This window comes from Pleurocapsa sp. PCC 7319, from assembly GCF_000332195.1.
Classification (GTDB): Bacteria; Cyanobacteriota; Cyanobacteriia; order Cyanobacteriales; family Xenococcaceae; genus Waterburya.
Map to the genome: position 1 here is coordinate 4,660,833 of NZ_KB235922.1, position 15,401 is coordinate 4,676,233.

A 15,401-nucleotide genomic window follows, 5' to 3' on the forward strand; every position below is an offset into this window, starting at 1 on the left:
GAAGTATATCAGACTAAGTCCAAAAAGGAATCAAAGATAAATATATTATCAAGCAAAGTAAACTACTTAGCTTTTCGAGCTAAAACTTTAAACTATCTAGCTGAAAATTAAACACTACTATAGACAATTGTGTAATATAGCTTAATTTTCAAAAGGCTAAGTACCTTAAAAATAAAGATTCAATACTTGATGATTGCATAATCTGCTTATTGTTAGTTTTATTAATTTTTTTTGATTAGCTACTCATGGTTTGCGCTAATCAGAAAATTTTAGTCTGTTTAGTTTCAGGAGATAATAACAATGTTGAAATCACAAAAAAAACTTAATTTCAATTGTCTTAATGACTATGTATTAGAAACACTTAATACTTTAAATTTAGAGCGACTAGATGATTCTTTTAATAATTTACCTGCCGATCCCTACATAGCAGAAAATTATCGCTTTAGGCGGCTATCTAGCTTTAATATTGTCAACAATCAGCTAGTTAAGCTGCCCCACAGTCCCTTATTTCAAAGTAAAAAATATAATCCTTTAGTAGGAGATGTGGTCAGAGACTATGCTGAACTAGAACAGAATTTAGTAGAACTTCCAGACTTTCAAACTATAGTTCGAGAATTTTTTGAGTTTTGCCAGCTATGTTCTGATGTCAATCAAATTAAAGCTAATGAAATTAGTGTTCATCAGATCAGAACCGTCGCTAATCCCCAAGAAGTAGGTTATCCCGCACCAGAAGGAATTCATCGCGATGGAGTAACATTAGTGGGTATATTTTCCGTTAGTCGCCATAAAATTGAAGGAGCCGCAACTTCTCTGTACAAATCTAAAGATCAAGATCCTGTTTTTAATAAAATTCTCAATCCCGGAGAATTTGTTATTTTTAGCGATCGCCAATTATTCCATTTTACTTCAGTCATCAAAGCGACAACTGCTGAAGTAGGGACTAGAGATGTCTTTGTGCTTACTTATCCTGGGTTGCGCCCTCCTAAAGATTGGGTACAAGCTTGAACAGTAGACGTTTGAGAGTAAAAAACTAATTAAGGAGTTCGCTATGGTTTCTTTGAACCTAGAGTGGATACGCAGTCAATTTCCTGCCTTAGCATCAGAAAAAAACGGTCAGCCGATTATTTTCTTTGATGGACCAGGAGGAACTCAAGTACCAAGAACGGTTGTCGAAGCAATGGGAAATTATTTGCTGGAATCTAACGCCAATGCCCATGGTGCTTTTGCTACTAGTAGTCGTACCGATGCCCTGATTGCTTCCGCTCGTGCGTCTATGGCAGATTTACTCGGTTGCGATCGCGATGAAATCGTGTTCGGAGCCAATATGACCACTTTAACTTATGCTTTTAGTCGAGCAATTGGTCGTGAATTACAAGCTGGTGATGAAATTGTAGTTACTCGGCTCGATCATGATGCCAATGTATCTCCCTGGCAGGCACTGACAGAAAAGGGTATCATCGTTCGTACTGTCGATATTAATACTGAAGACTGTACCTTAAACACTACTGATTTAGAACAGAAAATTAGCTCCCGAACCAAAATTGTAGCTATCGGCTATGCTTGCAATGCTATAGGAACGGTTAACGACATCTCTCAAGTGGTGCAGTTAGCCCATAATGTTGGAGCTTTAGTGTTTGTTGATGCCGTTCATTACCTACCTCACAGTTCAATTAATGTGCGTACTCTGGACTGCGATTTTTTAGTTTGCTCGGCATATAAATTTTTCGGTCCTCATGTGGGGATTATCTACGGTAAAAAAGAGCATTTAACTAGATTAAGTCCTTATAAAGTTAGACCAGCCAGCGATGAAGTTCCATCACGTTGGGAAACAGGAACTTTAAACTTTGAAGGGCTAGCGGGTTTAGTAGCTACCATTGATTACCTGACTAATCTTGGTCGTTATGTTGCGCCAAATAGCCTAAGCCGTCGTGATGCTTTAATAGCAGCTATGAATGCAATTCAAGCTTATGAAAGGCAGTTATGCAACCATCTAATAAGTGGTCTTAAGCAAATCTCTGGACTCAAAATTTATGGCATTATCGAATCAGATCGTTTTGCCTGGAGAACTCCCACCGTTGGTGTCAGACTAGCAGGATATACCCCAAGTGAGTTGGCTAAAGCTTTAGGCGATCGCCATATTTATACTTGGCACGGTAACGTCTATGCTCTAGGTTTAACTGAAAGATTAGGTATTGAGTCTAGCGGTGGGTTTTTACGGATTGGGTTGGTGCATTACAACACAATTTCCGAGAGCGATCGCTTATTAGAAGTATTAGAGAAGGTTACTTCATCCCGTATTTCGTTAACTTCTGAACCACTAAAGGCTTAATCTCATATTAGTTAAGTATATATAGCAATACGAACTTTTATTAGGACACTCATTACTCGTTACTTACGAGCAATCAAATAAACTTGTCCTAACGTAACTTTATACGGCTATAAGGGGATTTATGAGTAAAGTTGTAGTTGGGGTTATGGGAGCGGGAAATTTGGCAACCCCCAAAGATATTGAACTGGCTTATGAGCTAGGTAAATTAATTGGAGAACAAGGTTGGGTATTACTCACAGGTGGCAGACAAGCTGGGGTGATGGATGCAGCAAGTAGAGGTGCCAAAGCTAGTGGAGGATTGGTAGTAGGAGTTTTACCGAGTAACAATACTGTAGGGATGTCTGACGCGGTGGATATTTCCATTATTACCGATATGGGTAATGGGCGAAATAATATTAACGTGCTGTCTTCCCATGTTGTCATTGCCTGTGGGATGGGTTTGGGAACAGCATCAGAAGTGGCTTTAGCTTTAAAAAACGGTAAGCCAGTAATCTTATTAAATCAAGCTGAATTGACCAAGGAATTTTTTGCCAGTTTAACTGCCAATAATCTATTTAACGTCGAAACTACGACTCAGGCGATCGCTATAATCAAAAAAGTTCTGACACGTCTAAAAGATGATATCTGTTGATTTAATTAGGTTCATTCCCGCAGCAGCAAATTTTTGAAAAGCTTCATCTGCTTGACTAGTAAAGTCAACAACTCCTGGTATCACTACAGGGGATGTGCAATCTTCTAATAAATAAATTTTTTTCGCTAAATTAATATCTATATTCTGAATTTCGGTTAATAAATTATCAATTGTCCAAGCAACACAATGACTTTTAGCTTGCCCGGCAATTACCAACCGATCAAAATCAATTAGCTTTTTAATCAAAGCTGTATTTTTCTGAGCGATTATCTTACCATCCGCACCATCTAAAACTTCAGGACTTAATACCGAATAGTTTTCTGTAAGTGGATTACTACCTTTGAGTTCAAAACTAGCTTGACTTTTTCTAGCAATACTATGAAAAAATACTGCTTCTTCTACTGCCGAAACTAAAGCATGACCAATACCTCCTAACATGGAATGATAAGGCCAAATGGTTAGAGGATATTTACCATCATCATTCAGTTTTTGAACATAATGTAGAGCGTATTGTGCTAATTGATTCACATCACCATGAACCAAACTATAAGCCACTTCAGGATTAACTTGCCATTTTCCCTGTTGTACATCTGTCAAACTAATCATTGTTGCCGGCTCGGGATGATTCCCCCGATCATTCACCCAAAATAGAGGATGAAATATTTGCATTGCTGTATGACTGTCCATTGTTGGGATAATCTCTGTAATTAAGCCTAAATTTCGATAAATAAACTCACACAGCCTAATGTTATCTTCAACCGCACCCATCCCCGATATACCGCCAACAAATAATTCAAAGTCAGGAATACAAAAGGTATTCTGCACATCGATTAGTAACAAACCTACTCGTTTTCGATCCGTTGATGCTGGCTTGATATGGTTTTCTGTTGCCCAAGCTTCTGCATCTACTGCTCTTTGTTGATAAGGAATGCGATAAACTTTTTTTACTAGATTTGGCTTAAAAAAATTGGGTAGATCAAGATAATGCTGTTGTTTTGTAGCATTCATAAGTTTTATTTGGTGTACCTATGATTTTTACACTAGCTATTGACTATTAGCTATTAGCTTCTGGCAACAATAGATTTAACTCATAGATAACTTTTGTAGATTTTGCACTTAAACACAGGTTAGTGTTTTTACTACACGATGTCAAGATATAATTATCAATGAGCTTGACAAATCTTGATGATTTTGATTACTGACCACTCTAAAAATATGTCTTATACATACAAATATCCCAAGCCATCAGTCACCGTAGATTGTGTTGTCTTTGGTTTAGATGATGCACAAAAACTCAAAGTAATGCTCATTCAGAGAAGAAATGAGCCATTTCGGGATAAATGGGCATTACCTGGTGGGTTTGTAGAGTTGGATGAATCTATCGATGTAGCTGCTGCTAGAGAGTTAGAGGAAGAGACGGGAATAGAGAATGTATTTCTCGAACAACTTTATACTTTTGGCGAGGTAAATCGAGATCCACGCGATCGCGTTATTAGTATTGCTTACTATGCTTTGGTGAATATAGGAGAATACACTGTTCAAGCGAGGAGCGATGCTAAAAATGCCGAGTGGTTTCCGGTTGAGCAATTACCATCACTAGCTTTCGATCATGACCATATATTGAATGTAGCTAAACGAAGACTCAAAGGAAAGTTACGTTATCAACCAATTGGTTTTGAATTATTACCAACTGAGTTTACCCTGACTCAATTACAAAGGCTTTACGAAACAGTGTTAGAACAAAAATTAGATAAGCGCAACTTCCGTAACAAGATATTGAAGATGAAATTACTAATTGATACGGGAGAAATGCAAGTTGGGGTATCTCATCGCCCGGCTAAGCTATATCAGTTTGATGAAGCAAGATATCTGGAATTGAAGCAAGATGGATTTAGCTTTGAACTTTAAATAACTTTTTGAGCAGATTTTCTCTAATTCCAATCCAATAAATGAGGAATTTCACCCATCAATAAAAGTTCTAAAGCTGAGCGAACATAATTAACATTGGGAGGACAACCAGGAAGATAAACATCTACCTCCACTATGTCATTTACCTTAAAAAGCTTTAAGCTCTAAGCCTTAAGCTTTAAGCTCTAAAGTTTACGCTTGGTAAACGGCTAACAGCTTATAGCTATCGGGTTTAATGCCCCCAGCAAACGAAGTTTGGTGGTCTACAATTAGGAGAGGTTAAAGCCTCTTCTAATTGGCTATAAGCTTACAGCTAACAGCTTATAGCTGCGGCTCTGCCGCTTTACTGGTTACACTTGCCCTGAACAGTCACCAAAAGAAATCAGAATTTTAGAGCGATCGCGGATTTGTTTAATTAACAAAATAGTTCAATACTGGAAGGAAGTTTGGGAGCTGGATTGGAATTTTTGGAGGCTACTGCTTGCCATTCTTTAACTACTGCTATTGGTATATGCAAACGGGATAACTTACCCTTTTCCAAGGGAATTTCTAGAAATAAATCAGTTGTTGGTAGTTGAGGCAAAATATTTTTTAGATTGTATTGTCCAATACTAGGTAAAGGTGCTTCTTGGAGGAAGATATCTGATGCTTTATAGCGATCGCCTTGAATATCAATCACTAAAGACCTTTGAGACTGGATCTTGAGGGCACTAGAAAGTCCAGATAATCGAAGATTCAAAGATGTAACTTGAGGCGTATTAGCTTGAGTAAAGAACATTACATCCCATTTTTGCCCTGCTTCATCGGATAAAACATGTTCCGAACGACAAAGTACTTGCCCTGGTGCAATATCAGTTTCAGTAATAGTGGCGATTGGACTCCGTTCAGGCTTCGCGATTGGACGAAGCCCACCGCCAGAGGCGATCGCGGGTTCACTAGTCAGAAGGGCAATAATTACAAATAAGATTAGGGTCATGATTACAAAGGCGATTCCCCACTCCAGATCATGCAAGATATCGCGTAACATTTCGTTCGCCTCCCCAAATTAAATTAAAGATATAGAGGGTAGGAATATGAATACCTCTATCTCAAGAAGCATGTAGAATAATCTCTGATTTCCGTACCCGTGCCAGTTGGTTGTGATGTAGTTAAGGTTTTGATTACTACTAGCTTTGTCTATTTATTATCTCTAAAACTGTTATACACTCGAAGTTTGAGAAACTTGTGAGAAATATTGATTAGTGAAGTGGTTAACTTATTGGTTGCTGTATTGTTTGTCTTAGTTCCCTGCGAATTTGGTCTTCAAGAAATTGTCTTTGCAAAATTCCCCATTCTTGCCATTTTTGATAGCGAGTTGTCGCCAGTAAATTGGCTAATGTAGGCATACGTGTAGCGACCGCCGATTTCAAGATTTTTTCTAAGTTCTCTTTTAAGACGTAACAATCTTGAATTTGACCGAGTACTTCCTGAATTTGCTCTATTTGTTTGACGTAGTAATGATAAGTATCATCATAGAATTGAGAAAATAGCTCTAGATTGTAGCGGGTTTTTTTGGCTAATTTTCGCAGATCGTGGAGAATAGGGTCTTCTTGTTCTAATAGTTCCTCGACTGCCTCTTGATTCAACATTCCAGGAAAATGAATTCTACCTTCATTTAGTTCTATTCCTACTAGCCAACCCGGATGGAGCAAAAGTTGGCTAATCTGGGGTAAAAGTAAATCAGGTAAGACGGGAACAATAGAACACTCACCAATTGCTTTATATTTTGGCTGTTTTAACCAGTTTTGTAGTCCTTGCTGGAGATTGAGATAAAGTTTACTATTGATAGTTTTCTGAACCTGTTTCAATTCCTGTTTTCGTTGTTTACTTAGGGATTTTAAAACTTTATCCAAGCCCTTTTGTTCAACTGGAGGCAATAGCGAACGATAATCATTGGCTAAAGCAGCTATTAAGACATCTAAATCTCTAAGTTTCCCTAAAGAACGACCTATTTTAGCGATATTTTTCTCGGATACAGTTGGTGGTAAATCTATTGCCAAAGTAAAACCAGCGATCGCACTCCGTAAACGTCGCATCCCTACCCTCATTTGATGTAAATCTTCTGGATCTTTGTCTTTAATTACCTTAGATCTATATTTGAGCATCTTGCGAGTATGTTTGGCGATCGCAATATAGGCCCACTCTTTTAAAGTTACAGGATTATCTTTATCGCTCATATCAATCACCTCATTACTCCTCGGCAGTAAAATTGGTGTTGTCTAAAAGTTCTTTCTTAGAACGCTTAAGCTGTTGCCAAAACTTTTTAATCTCATCATAAGTATCCTCGGGACTTATTTTGCCATTGGCTTCTAAACCGCAAAGATAAGATACTTGTTGAGCAAACTGTTGTAAATTAGCATTAAACGCTAAATTTTCAGGATTAAACTCACCGCGATAGTTACCAATAGGATATAAAAACTCTTCTTTGAGGTTATCGATGTTCTGGGAATTCTCTGTCATTGCTATGTCCTCGATTTAAACTTTATGCTTAAATGATTGTCTGCTGTAATCAATCTTAGTTTTTAGAGTGATGTGACAAGGTTAAGTTGAGTTTAAATTAATCATGCTTTGATTACTATTAGCGGCTAAGCTTAATCAATCTAAATCATAGTAATTCTAAATGAGTTGAGAGAATTTCCATTGCCTATTGTCTATTGCTTAGCTTCATGAATTAATTCTTAATTTAAATTGGATTACCATACTGTTATAATTTTGCAGCAAAAAATTGAAGAAGTTGTGAGTAATATGAGTTAGAGAAAATTAAATCTAAATTACATACTCAGGATTGGCTTGAAATTACTTTTACTGTTATTTGTAATTAACTGTATTAGTTGACTTTTTGTATCGTAAAAGTTCCTAGTTAGATAAAAAAGACTATATTAAAAGTAGGTGATTTCTGTTGGACTTACTTCATAACTGATATCCTCAAGCGATATACATTTCTAGTTTTAGGAAAACAACTTGAAGAAAATTCTAAGTTTATTAGTAGTATAAGTCTAGTATTCACTTCTAATTTCTGTGGGTAAATTACGATTTACTACTATCGGCTAATAAAGGCGCTAATTGTAGATACTATTGCTACAAAAAGTATCTTATGGTAATCGCTAACTATAGAGAACCTGAGTCGAGTATGATCAATCCAATTGAGTCAAGAGTAAAATAAAAAAGGAGAAGTGCCAATAATTTTCCTCAAGCAACGTTAGCCAACTTTAATCGACCCATCAGAAAAAAGATATTGTTTGAGGTTAAGTTATTCAAAGGTTTGATAATTACTTGTTTCGCTTAAAAATCAATACATTTGGGAGTAACAAATTATGACTACTAATAATGCACAAAATAAGAGACATTTTTGCATTTTTGATTATTATTTAGATGGCTCATATCTAAAATGGGAGGAAGTAAAGGGGGAATGTCCAATCTTAACTCGTGGACAAGAATGGATTGTGAACTTAGAAGATGGGACACAAATTACTACAGAAGTTATGGACACCGAAGCTGTTAGTGAAAATGAACGTCGAATATATCTTCGTTCTCGTTAAAAGTATTGTTTAACTTGAGAAAGTATTGCTCGCTCACAACTTTCTCAAGCTATTTTGCTAATTTACTGCGCTTTTGAGTTAAATAGACCACACAAACAAGTAAAATTCTATTCCCTTTCCCTGTTCCCTGTTCCCTATTCCCTGAATAGACCAATGTGGTCTACCCAATCGAAAACTGCTGTAATAGTAAAAGACATTTTAGGGAGGAGAGATTAAGAGAACTACTAAATAGGAGGTGTAAAGACATGAAAAAAGGTTTTTTTCAGCAATACATTTACTTATTTGATTAGTGCGCTCGCTGCTTTAACAATTGGAGAATATTGGTTGCTAACTACTAACGCATTAGCCCAACCAACTCTCCCAAATTTGATTGCTCAAGAAATTGACAATCTCAAACAGTCAGATCGGTCTTGGGTAGAAATTGATCTTTCTGACCAACATTTATTTGCTTGGGAAGGCAAGAATCAGACTTTTACGGCAATCATTTCGACAGGTAAAGCCAAAACTCCAACTAATATAGGGATTTATACAGTTCAAAGAAAATATCCTCAAGATAGAATGCGCGGTTCGGATTACGATATTCCCAATGTTCCTAATGTACTATACTTTGATCGCGGTTATGCTCTTCATGGTGCATTTTGGCACAATAATTTTGGCACCCCTGTCAGTCATGGTTGCGTTAATCTTCCTGTCAGTAATGCTAAATGGTTATTTGATTGGGCAAAAATCGGTACACCAGTAATTATTCATCAATAATGTCTAGTGTCAACTCTGTGAATTAGCAACATTCAGGTTCATTAATTTTCTGCTATCAGCTAGCGAATTTGTTATGGAAATAGTCCTGCAATAAACTTAAATAAACTTAATTTTAAAGTTATTTATTGCTTAATAATGGAGATTTTAATAGTTGAAGACGAACGGGAAATAGCAGAAATTATCCAAGAATGTTTAGAATCTGAAGGATTTGCCTGTCGCGTCTGTTATGATGGTCAATCGGCCCTCAGACTCTATGGCGAATATCAACCGGACTTGATTATTCTCGATATTAGATTGCCAGGAATGGATGGATTGGAAGTATGCACGCAAATCCGCCAAAAACCAGTAGCTCACGATCCTTATATCTTAATGTTAACTTCTCGGGGAGAAGAAATTGATCGCATTATTGGTTTATCTACTGGAGCAGATGATTATTACGTTAAACCCTTCAGTCCCAGAGAATTAGTTGCTAGGGTGCGGGCTTTGTTACGTCGTCGTTTACGAGAAAGCGATCCGCCAGGCTACGCGCAGCGTAATCGCTCTGGGTTGATAAGAACAAAATCTTTTACTATCGATTTAGAACAACACTGTATCAGTCGCCATTTTGAGGAGGAGTCAGCAAAACAGTTAGATTTATCTTCTTCTGAGTTTAAGTTAATGACTCTATTTGTGAAGCATCCAGGCAGAGTATGGGAAAGAGGACAACTAATAGAAAAGCTCTGGGGTGATGATTTTTTTGGTGAAGAGCGAGTAATTGATACCCACATAGCTAGATTACGGAAAAAAGTTGAACCTCATCTTGGTAAACCCAGATTTATCCAAACCGTTGTGGGCGTGGGTTACAAATTTGAAGATTCATAGGTAATTAATGAACAAGCTCAATTTGCAAGTTAGACTTTTTTTTTCCCATATCCTAGTTACTATTGTTGGGGTAACGGCATCTTCGGTGGTGGGTAATTTTTTTTCTCCCCGATTTTTTCAATTCCATGTCAGAGAACTAGAAGGAAGAGGCTTAACTATTAGCACTGCTCACTCTCAGCTATTAGAGGTATTTGAGACAGCCTGGGCAAGAGGCAATTTTTGGTCTTTTTTAATTGGGACATTGGCAGCAGCAATTCTTAGTTACTGGCTAGCCAAGCGAATTGTTCAACCTTTGAATCAGATGGAAACGATTATTGAACAATTTGCTAACGGTAAACTAGACCAACGAATGTCTCATTTAGAGATTCCCGAGCTAGACCGTCTGGCAATGGGTTTTAATCGCATGGCAACCAGTTTAGAAGAAGTAGAATCAAGACGACGAGAAATAATCGACGATCTTACCCACGAGTTACGAACCCCTTTAACTATTATTCGCGGTCGGTTGGAGGAAATAGCCGATGGCATTATTGTCGGTAACTCTCAAATATATTCGCGACTAATCCGTGAAACTAAGCGTTTACAGCGTTTGCTTAATGATTTGCAGGAATTATCTCAGGTGGAAACAGGCAATCTATCGTTAAATCTACAACCGACTAATTTACGCCAGATTCTTGAGCCATTAGTAGAAAGGTTCGCCGATCAGTTACTTGGTAGCGATCGCGTTTTAAATTTAGACTGTCCGACTAATTTGCCCTATGTCATGGCAGATAGCGATCGCTTGGAACAAATTTTAGTTAATTTACTCAGTAATGCAATTCGTCATACTCCATCTGGTTCTATTACCTTAAAAGCTTGGTCTGATGTAGATAAAGTCTGGCTGTCTCTGACTGATACTGGTTCGGGAATTGCACCAGAAGAATTGCCTCATGTTTTTCGACGTTTTTGGCGATCGCAGAAATCTCGTTCTCAAAAGTATGGTGGTACTGGTATTGGTCTAGCGATTTGTCGTCGTTTGGTAGAACTTCACGGAGGAGAAATATTTGTCGCCAGTCAGTTAGAAGTGGGCAGTACTTTTAAATTCTATTTACCTATAAGTAGTATCAAATAACCAAAAAGCAACTGGTCACTGATATAGCCGTACAAAATTGTGTTAGGACAAGTAAAGTTACTGGTTCGTAAGTAGCAAGTATCAAATAGCAAGTATCAGTTTCAAAAAGTGTCCTAACCTAAATACGTAATGCTATAACTAAGGGAAGTTTGTCAAAACTGACATAAAACTGACATAAATCTGCAATAAAAGTGTGATATGGCTTAGGGTTGATAGGTATTCATTATTCTATAAACTACCAACAGTAATTGAATATATTTAATCCTTCCCGTGCACGTCTACTCGACGATTTCGCTATTTTACAAGAATTCTATAAACAAGCTAAACCTTGTCCACACTTAATAGTTGAAAATCTGTTTGATACACAGATATTAACTGACATCCTCAGAGTAGAGATCGCTCTGAACGAAGTTCCAAATTTTTGTCAATTTACTATTGGAGTTTAATTCCAATGTAAATCGTATTAACGTTTGTCAAAATTGACATCTAACTGTCACGGCCATGAAAGAACTATTTGTTAGCTTAACAATGAATTAATCTAGTTAAACATCTCAAGCCGCTTTCCAGATTTGGAGATAAAGCTATGAATAGTTGTCCGCACTGCTCTCACAATTTACTCCGCCATCTCCGTTCTCATAATCTCTATTGGTATTGTTCACATTGCCATTTAGAAACATCAGATAGTTTTATAAGAATACAAAATAGACATATTAGGCATATTGTACCTAGGTCAGAACCTGTAAAATCTCATCGTTCCAGTTTAATTGCTGCACTTTAATTTTTAGTTCACTTTAATTCTTAGATTTACAACTATGCAGACATTATCAACTATTGCTCTAATTTCAGTTCATAGCGATCCTGCTACGGAAACTGGTAGTCAAAATGTATATGTGCGTCAGGTTGGGGAAGCTTTATCTCGGTTGGGATGGCAGGTAGATATGTTTACCCGTAAGACTGATGCTAGTCAGGCAACCATAGTACAACATAATCCTCTGTGCCGTACTATTCGTCTCTCTGCTGGTCCAGAAGAATTTATCTCTCGACAAAAACTGATTGGCTATTTACCAGAATTCCTGAAGCAACTACGTCAATTTCAGTTAGATCGTGATATTAGGTATCGCTTAATCCATACTAACTATTGGCTATCGGCTTGGGTGGGTATGGAACTTAAAAAAGTTCAACCCCTAAAGCATGTCCATACATATCATTCTTTAGGTGCGGTTAAGTATGCCAACGTTGATTATCTATCTAACTTAGATAAAACTCGCTTGGCAATTGAAAAAGCTTGTTTAGAAACAGCTGATTTAACTATCGCTACCTGTCCTCAACAGAGAGATTATCTGCGGAAACTAGTATCCCATAAAGGTCAAATTGAAATTATTCCTTGTGGTGCTGATATAAATTTATTTGGTTCAATTGCCAGTTTTACAGCCAGGAAACAACTAGGTATTGCTCAAAATACATTTAATGTACTTTATGTCGGTCGATTCAATCGTCACCTAGGAGTCGAAACTTTAATTAAAGCTCTTAGCAAACCTTCTTTGCATAGCGTTTGTGATATTCACTTAACTTTGGTTAATAACTCTCCTTCAAGTAATCCACTCAAAAGAAAACGCATTGAAAAGTTGGTCTGGGATTTTGGTATAGACAATATCACCACATTTGCCGAACAAGCTAATCGAAAGGAATTGGCAAAGTATTACGCTGCAGCTGATGTTTGCGTCATTCCCAGCCACTATAATCCTTCAGGAATGGTAGCTATGGAGTCTATGGCAAGCGGAACCCCAGTGATTGCTTCTAATGTAGGAGGTCTTAAGTATGTGATTCAACACGAACAAACAGGCATATTGTTTCCAGCCTTCAATTCATTTATTTTAACTAGGGGCATTTCTCGTTTAATAACCCAGCCAGAATGGCGACGGAAATTGGGTGAATGTGGCAGAGAAAGAGTAGAAAAACTATTTACTTGGGATGGTGTCGCTCATCAACTAAATGAATTTTATCTCGAACAAATTGGGCAGCAAAATCTAGAGTTTCTGCATAAATCATTAGAGTATACGGTTCAGGCAGTAGGATATTAGTTTTTTATGTCCTGAGAATGCTAGAAAATACTGACTACAAGTGGCAGATTAAAACTTTTAAATGCGGAGAAAAGGTTAATATTGGCAACTAAAGCATCAGCATCAATGAGAGTATATCGTTTAGCAGTAGTAATTCTCTTGGTTATTTGGTTGCGATCGCTATTGAATTATTGGGGTCAACTTTGTACGGGATTGGCACAATGTCATTTAAGCGATCGCATTCGCAAATCGACACTATTTTAGGCGATCGCGGAACACATCTATCAGGTGGTCAAAGGCAGCGTATTGCTATTGCCAGAGCTATTTTACGCGATCCAGAAATTCTGATTCTTGATGAGGCTACTAGTGCCTTAGATTCTGTTACTGAAAGATTAATCCAGCAGTCACTAGATCGGTTAACAGAGGGCAAAACAGTAATTGCGATCGCTCACCGTCTCTCGACGATTGTCAAGGCTGATAAGCTAATCCAGAGTTACCTTGCATATTTATTAGTTAGAAAACAAACCTTACAACCTTCTCCCTATTTCCCTATCTCCCCATCTCCCCATCAGCCTCAAGCGATCAATTCAATGTTGACCAGCTTATGGTCATTCCAATTAACTATTTTAGAAGCGTCTGTTGTAAACATTGAGCAATTCTTTGAGCTGCCCCAGCTTCTCCCATACGTCGTTTTCCATTGAGGGCAATTTGTGCTAGGAGTTGAGGATTATTAATAACTTGGGCGATCGCTTTGGCGACTTGCTCTGGACTTTCCACCATCATGATTGAACAACCCAGTAAACGAGATTGGGCTTCGGCAAAGGCATAGGTGAACTGAGGTCCTTCTCCTGGCATAATTATCGCTGGTTTGCCTAAACCAACAAATTGTTCGGTTGCCGTTCCTGCCATAGCGATCGCGATATCTGCCTGTTGTAAAAACCGTTGATAGCTATTTTGGCTCAAAATCAAACTACTTTGATCTTTGGTTAGAGTTCTAGTTTGAGGTTGCTCTGCTGTTATCTGCCATCCTTGAATATCCGCTTCTTCGATAAATGCCTGAAGATTTAAAGCTGGTGCGATCGCTCCCCCAAAATTTAATTTCTCTTGGGGAAAAGATTTGATTATTTCTGGTAGCGAAGTTAATATCTGCTGCCAATTTTTTAACGCTTCTGGCATTCGAGAGCCTGGTAACAATAGCACATTTAGCTGCTCTGGTTGGCTAAATTGACTGTTGGCTGTAATGCCATCCATCATCGGATTACCCAAATCGTAAGCCGGAATTGACCATTTTTGTAAAATCTCTGTGGTTAAGCTATCTCTGGGAAATGCTGCTTTGCAAGCACTACGGCTCATTAACCAACGCTCCCAAGGCAGATAAACTGAACCCAATTTTTTTTCTAACCAAGAAGTCTGAGCTAACCACTCAGTTTCGTTTCTAAGGTAATATTCTGATTTGGCAGTACCGACAAAAGCGTAATTTGCCTTACTTAACCAAGCATATAGCAGTGGTACTATATCTCCAACTGCTAAAATTACTGTATTCTCTTGACCCCAGTGACGTACCAGCTTAAGCTGTTCAATTGTAAGTTGAATCAACCCACCCCGAATGTCTGACCAGAGTGGATTTCCTCCCATATAAATAAAGCCACCGGAAGGCATCTGCTGCACTCTACCCGCGATCGGAATATTGAGCTTGCTGTAGGCATAGCCCTGACCAACAATTGGCAAAGCCACTATTTCGAGTTTGTGGGTAACAATTTGTAATTGTTCTATAATACGAACAGCAATTTCGTCTTCTCCATGACCATTACTGAGAACCAAAAGCTTCATACGATTTTGAGCGATTGATCTCGCTTTATTTAAAATAAATTAATGATATATGTGATTGTTGCGATAAATTTATCGATTACCCTGCTTAATATTTATATTGCGATTAGAATTTGGCAAATAAGGATGATATTAGCTAGAATCACTGCTATTTTGATTAATTACGAAAATTACTTCAATGTTGTATTGAACGCTGCCCCGCAAATAATTTATCAAGGACAAAACAACCTTTATCACGTCCGCCAACGCTATCAACTATTGCAGTTACAAGTTACAAAAATAAAACAGCTCATCTGGTTACTCAATTGGAGTTATCAGATTTGGCGTAGACCCCAAACATAAA

Annotated in this window: 16 protein-coding genes and 1 pseudogene; 12 read left to right on the forward strand and 5 right to left on the reverse strand. The window is 37.7% G+C overall.

Features of this window, described 5'->3' with window-relative positions; genetic code table 11:
- The first annotated feature begins 300 nt into the window (after positions 1 to 300).
- From PLEUR7319_RS0125225 to PLEUR7319_RS0125235, 3 genes are all read left to right on the forward strand, one after another.
- The gene (locus PLEUR7319_RS0125225; protein ID WP_019508010.1) at positions 301 to 1,005 is read left to right on the forward strand and encodes a 2OG-Fe dioxygenase family protein; all 705 of its coding nucleotides are present in this window, start codon (positions 301 to 303) and stop codon (positions 1,003 to 1,005) included.
- Between the two features lie 43 nt (positions 1,006 to 1,048).
- Positions 1,049 to 2,329, forward strand: a complete 1,281-nt coding sequence (locus tag PLEUR7319_RS0125230) for a cysteine desulfurase-like protein (protein WP_019508011.1) — start codon at positions 1,049 to 1,051, stop codon at positions 2,327 to 2,329.
- Positions 2,330 to 2,450: 121 nt separating this feature from the next.
- Entirely contained in the window at positions 2,451 to 2,960 is a 510-nt protein-coding gene (locus tag PLEUR7319_RS0125235; RefSeq protein WP_019508012.1) for a TIGR00725 family protein, read from the forward strand.
- Here the strand turns inward: PLEUR7319_RS0125235 and PLEUR7319_RS0125240 are convergent.
- Positions 2,940 to 3,968 (reverse strand): hypothetical protein, encoded by a 1,029-nt coding sequence (locus PLEUR7319_RS0125240; RefSeq protein WP_019508013.1) that lies wholly within the window; start codon positions 3,966 to 3,968, stop codon positions 2,940 to 2,942. The genes PLEUR7319_RS0125235 and PLEUR7319_RS0125240 overlap by 21 nt on opposite strands.
- Positions 3,969 to 4,175: 207 nt before the next feature.
- On the opposite strand from PLEUR7319_RS0125240, the gene PLEUR7319_RS0125245 reads away from it, so the two are divergent.
- On the forward strand, positions 4,176 to 4,868 hold the full coding sequence (locus PLEUR7319_RS0125245) for an NUDIX domain-containing protein (protein WP_026102773.1): 693 nt from the start codon (positions 4,176 to 4,178) through the stop codon (positions 4,866 to 4,868).
- Positions 4,869 to 5,283: 415 nt separating this feature from the next.
- Here the strand turns inward: PLEUR7319_RS0125245 and PLEUR7319_RS36675 are convergent, their stop codons facing one another.
- The 3 genes from PLEUR7319_RS36675 to PLEUR7319_RS0125265 form a co-directional block, all read right to left on the reverse strand.
- Positions 5,284 to 5,895, reverse strand: a complete 612-nt coding sequence (locus PLEUR7319_RS36675) for a DUF3122 domain-containing protein (protein ID WP_019508016.1) — start codon at positions 5,893 to 5,895, stop codon at positions 5,284 to 5,286.
- 223 nt (positions 5,896 to 6,118) lie between these two features.
- Positions 6,119 to 7,084, reverse strand: a complete 966-nt coding sequence (locus PLEUR7319_RS0125260) for a CHAD domain-containing protein (RefSeq protein WP_019508017.1) — start codon at positions 7,082 to 7,084, stop codon at positions 6,119 to 6,121.
- Positions 7,085 to 7,097: 13 nt separating this feature from the next.
- Positions 7,098 to 7,367, reverse strand: a complete 270-nt coding sequence (locus tag PLEUR7319_RS0125265) for a hypothetical protein (protein ID WP_019508018.1) — start codon at positions 7,365 to 7,367, stop codon at positions 7,098 to 7,100.
- Between the two features lie 854 nt (positions 7,368 to 8,221).
- Between PLEUR7319_RS0125265 and PLEUR7319_RS0125270 the strand changes: the two genes are divergently transcribed.
- The 7 genes and pseudogenes from PLEUR7319_RS0125270 to PLEUR7319_RS42870 form a co-directional block, all read left to right on the forward strand.
- Positions 8,222 to 8,446, forward strand: a complete 225-nt coding sequence (locus PLEUR7319_RS0125270; protein WP_019508019.1) for a hypothetical protein — start codon at positions 8,222 to 8,224, stop codon at positions 8,444 to 8,446.
- 282 nt (positions 8,447 to 8,728) lie between these two features.
- On the forward strand, positions 8,729 to 9,202 hold the full coding sequence (locus tag PLEUR7319_RS0125275; protein ID WP_019508020.1) for a L,D-transpeptidase: 474 nt from the start codon (positions 8,729 to 8,731) through the stop codon (positions 9,200 to 9,202).
- A 135-nt stretch (positions 9,203 to 9,337) separates the two neighbouring features.
- A complete protein-coding gene (locus tag PLEUR7319_RS0125280; RefSeq protein WP_019508021.1) occupies positions 9,338 to 10,063 on the forward strand; it encodes a response regulator in 726 nt (241 codons plus the stop codon).
- A 7-nt stretch (positions 10,064 to 10,070) separates the two neighbouring features.
- Positions 10,071 to 11,171, forward strand: coding sequence for a cell wall metabolism sensor histidine kinase WalK (locus tag PLEUR7319_RS0125285; protein WP_019508022.1), 1,101 nt, complete (start codon positions 10,071 to 10,073; stop codon positions 11,169 to 11,171).
- Between the two features lie 812 nt (positions 11,172 to 11,983).
- The gene (locus PLEUR7319_RS0125290) at positions 11,984 to 13,252 is read left to right on the forward strand and encodes a glycosyltransferase (RefSeq protein WP_019508023.1); all 1,269 of its coding nucleotides are present in this window, start codon (positions 11,984 to 11,986) and stop codon (positions 13,250 to 13,252) included.
- A gap of 81 nt (positions 13,253 to 13,333) precedes the next feature.
- Complete coding sequence (locus PLEUR7319_RS41460; protein WP_158441876.1) at positions 13,334 to 13,495, forward strand: hypothetical protein; 162 nt, start codon at positions 13,334 to 13,336, stop codon at positions 13,493 to 13,495.
- Positions 13,480 to 13,710: pseudogene (locus tag PLEUR7319_RS42870) on the forward strand (ATP-binding cassette domain-containing protein); the annotation flags it as partial. The gene PLEUR7319_RS41460 and the pseudogene PLEUR7319_RS42870, both read left to right, overlap by 16 nt.
- 142 nt (positions 13,711 to 13,852) lie before the next feature.
- On the opposite strand, the gene PLEUR7319_RS0125300 reads toward PLEUR7319_RS42870, so the two are convergent.
- A complete protein-coding gene (locus PLEUR7319_RS0125300; RefSeq protein ID WP_019508024.1) occupies positions 13,853 to 15,061 on the reverse strand; it encodes a lipid-A-disaccharide synthase-related protein in 1,209 nt (402 codons plus the stop codon).
- 123 nt (positions 15,062 to 15,184) lie between these two features.
- On the opposite strand from PLEUR7319_RS0125300, the gene PLEUR7319_RS42875 reads away from it, so the two are divergent.
- Positions 15,185 to 15,400 carry a hypothetical protein gene (locus PLEUR7319_RS42875; RefSeq protein WP_144054378.1) on the forward strand — a complete coding sequence of 72 codons (216 nt, stop codon included), beginning with the start codon at positions 15,185 to 15,187 and terminating at the stop codon, positions 15,398 to 15,400.
- Position 15,401 lies beyond the last annotated feature (1 nt).

What these genes read in the sequence shown, in the direction of transcription:
- PLEUR7319_RS0125270 (WP_019508019.1), top strand. Translation starts at nt 8,222, where the DNA reads ATGACTACTAATAATGCACAAAATAAGAGACATTTTTGCATTTTTGAT.
- PLEUR7319_RS0125300 (WP_019508024.1), bottom strand. Translation starts at nt 15,061, where the DNA reads ATGAAGCTTTTGGTTCTCAGTAATGGTCATGGAGAAGACGAAATTGCT.
- PLEUR7319_RS0125290 (WP_019508023.1), top strand. Translation starts at nt 11,984, where the DNA reads ATGCAGACATTATCAACTATTGCTCTAATTTCAGTTCATAGCGATCCT.
- PLEUR7319_RS0125285 (WP_019508022.1), top strand. Translation starts at nt 10,071, where the DNA reads ATGAACAAGCTCAATTTGCAAGTTAGACTTTTTTTTTCCCATATCCTA.
- PLEUR7319_RS0125245 (WP_026102773.1), top strand. Translation starts at nt 4,176, where the DNA reads ATGTCTTATACATACAAATATCCCAAGCCATCAGTCACCGTAGATTGT.
- PLEUR7319_RS0125280 (WP_019508021.1), top strand. Translation starts at nt 9,338, where the DNA reads ATGGAGATTTTAATAGTTGAAGACGAACGGGAAATAGCAGAAATTATC.
- PLEUR7319_RS42875 (WP_144054378.1), top strand. Translation starts at nt 15,185, where the DNA reads ATGATATTAGCTAGAATCACTGCTATTTTGATTAATTACGAAAATTAC.
- PLEUR7319_RS0125260 (WP_019508017.1), bottom strand. Translation starts at nt 7,084, where the DNA reads ATGAGCGATAAAGATAATCCTGTAACTTTAAAAGAGTGGGCCTATATT.
- PLEUR7319_RS0125235 (WP_019508012.1), top strand. Translation starts at nt 2,451, where the DNA reads ATGAGTAAAGTTGTAGTTGGGGTTATGGGAGCGGGAAATTTGGCAACC.
- PLEUR7319_RS36675 (WP_019508016.1), bottom strand. Translation starts at nt 5,895, where the DNA reads ATGTTACGCGATATCTTGCATGATCTGGAGTGGGGAATCGCCTTTGTA.
- PLEUR7319_RS0125265 (WP_019508018.1), bottom strand. Translation starts at nt 7,367, where the DNA reads ATGACAGAGAATTCCCAGAACATCGATAACCTCAAAGAAGAGTTTTTA.
- PLEUR7319_RS0125225 (WP_019508010.1), top strand. Translation starts at nt 301, where the DNA reads ATGTTGAAATCACAAAAAAAACTTAATTTCAATTGTCTTAATGACTAT.
- PLEUR7319_RS0125230 (WP_019508011.1), top strand. Translation starts at nt 1,049, where the DNA reads ATGGTTTCTTTGAACCTAGAGTGGATACGCAGTCAATTTCCTGCCTTA.
- PLEUR7319_RS0125240 (WP_019508013.1), bottom strand. Translation starts at nt 3,968, where the DNA reads ATGAATGCTACAAAACAACAGCATTATCTTGATCTACCCAATTTTTTT.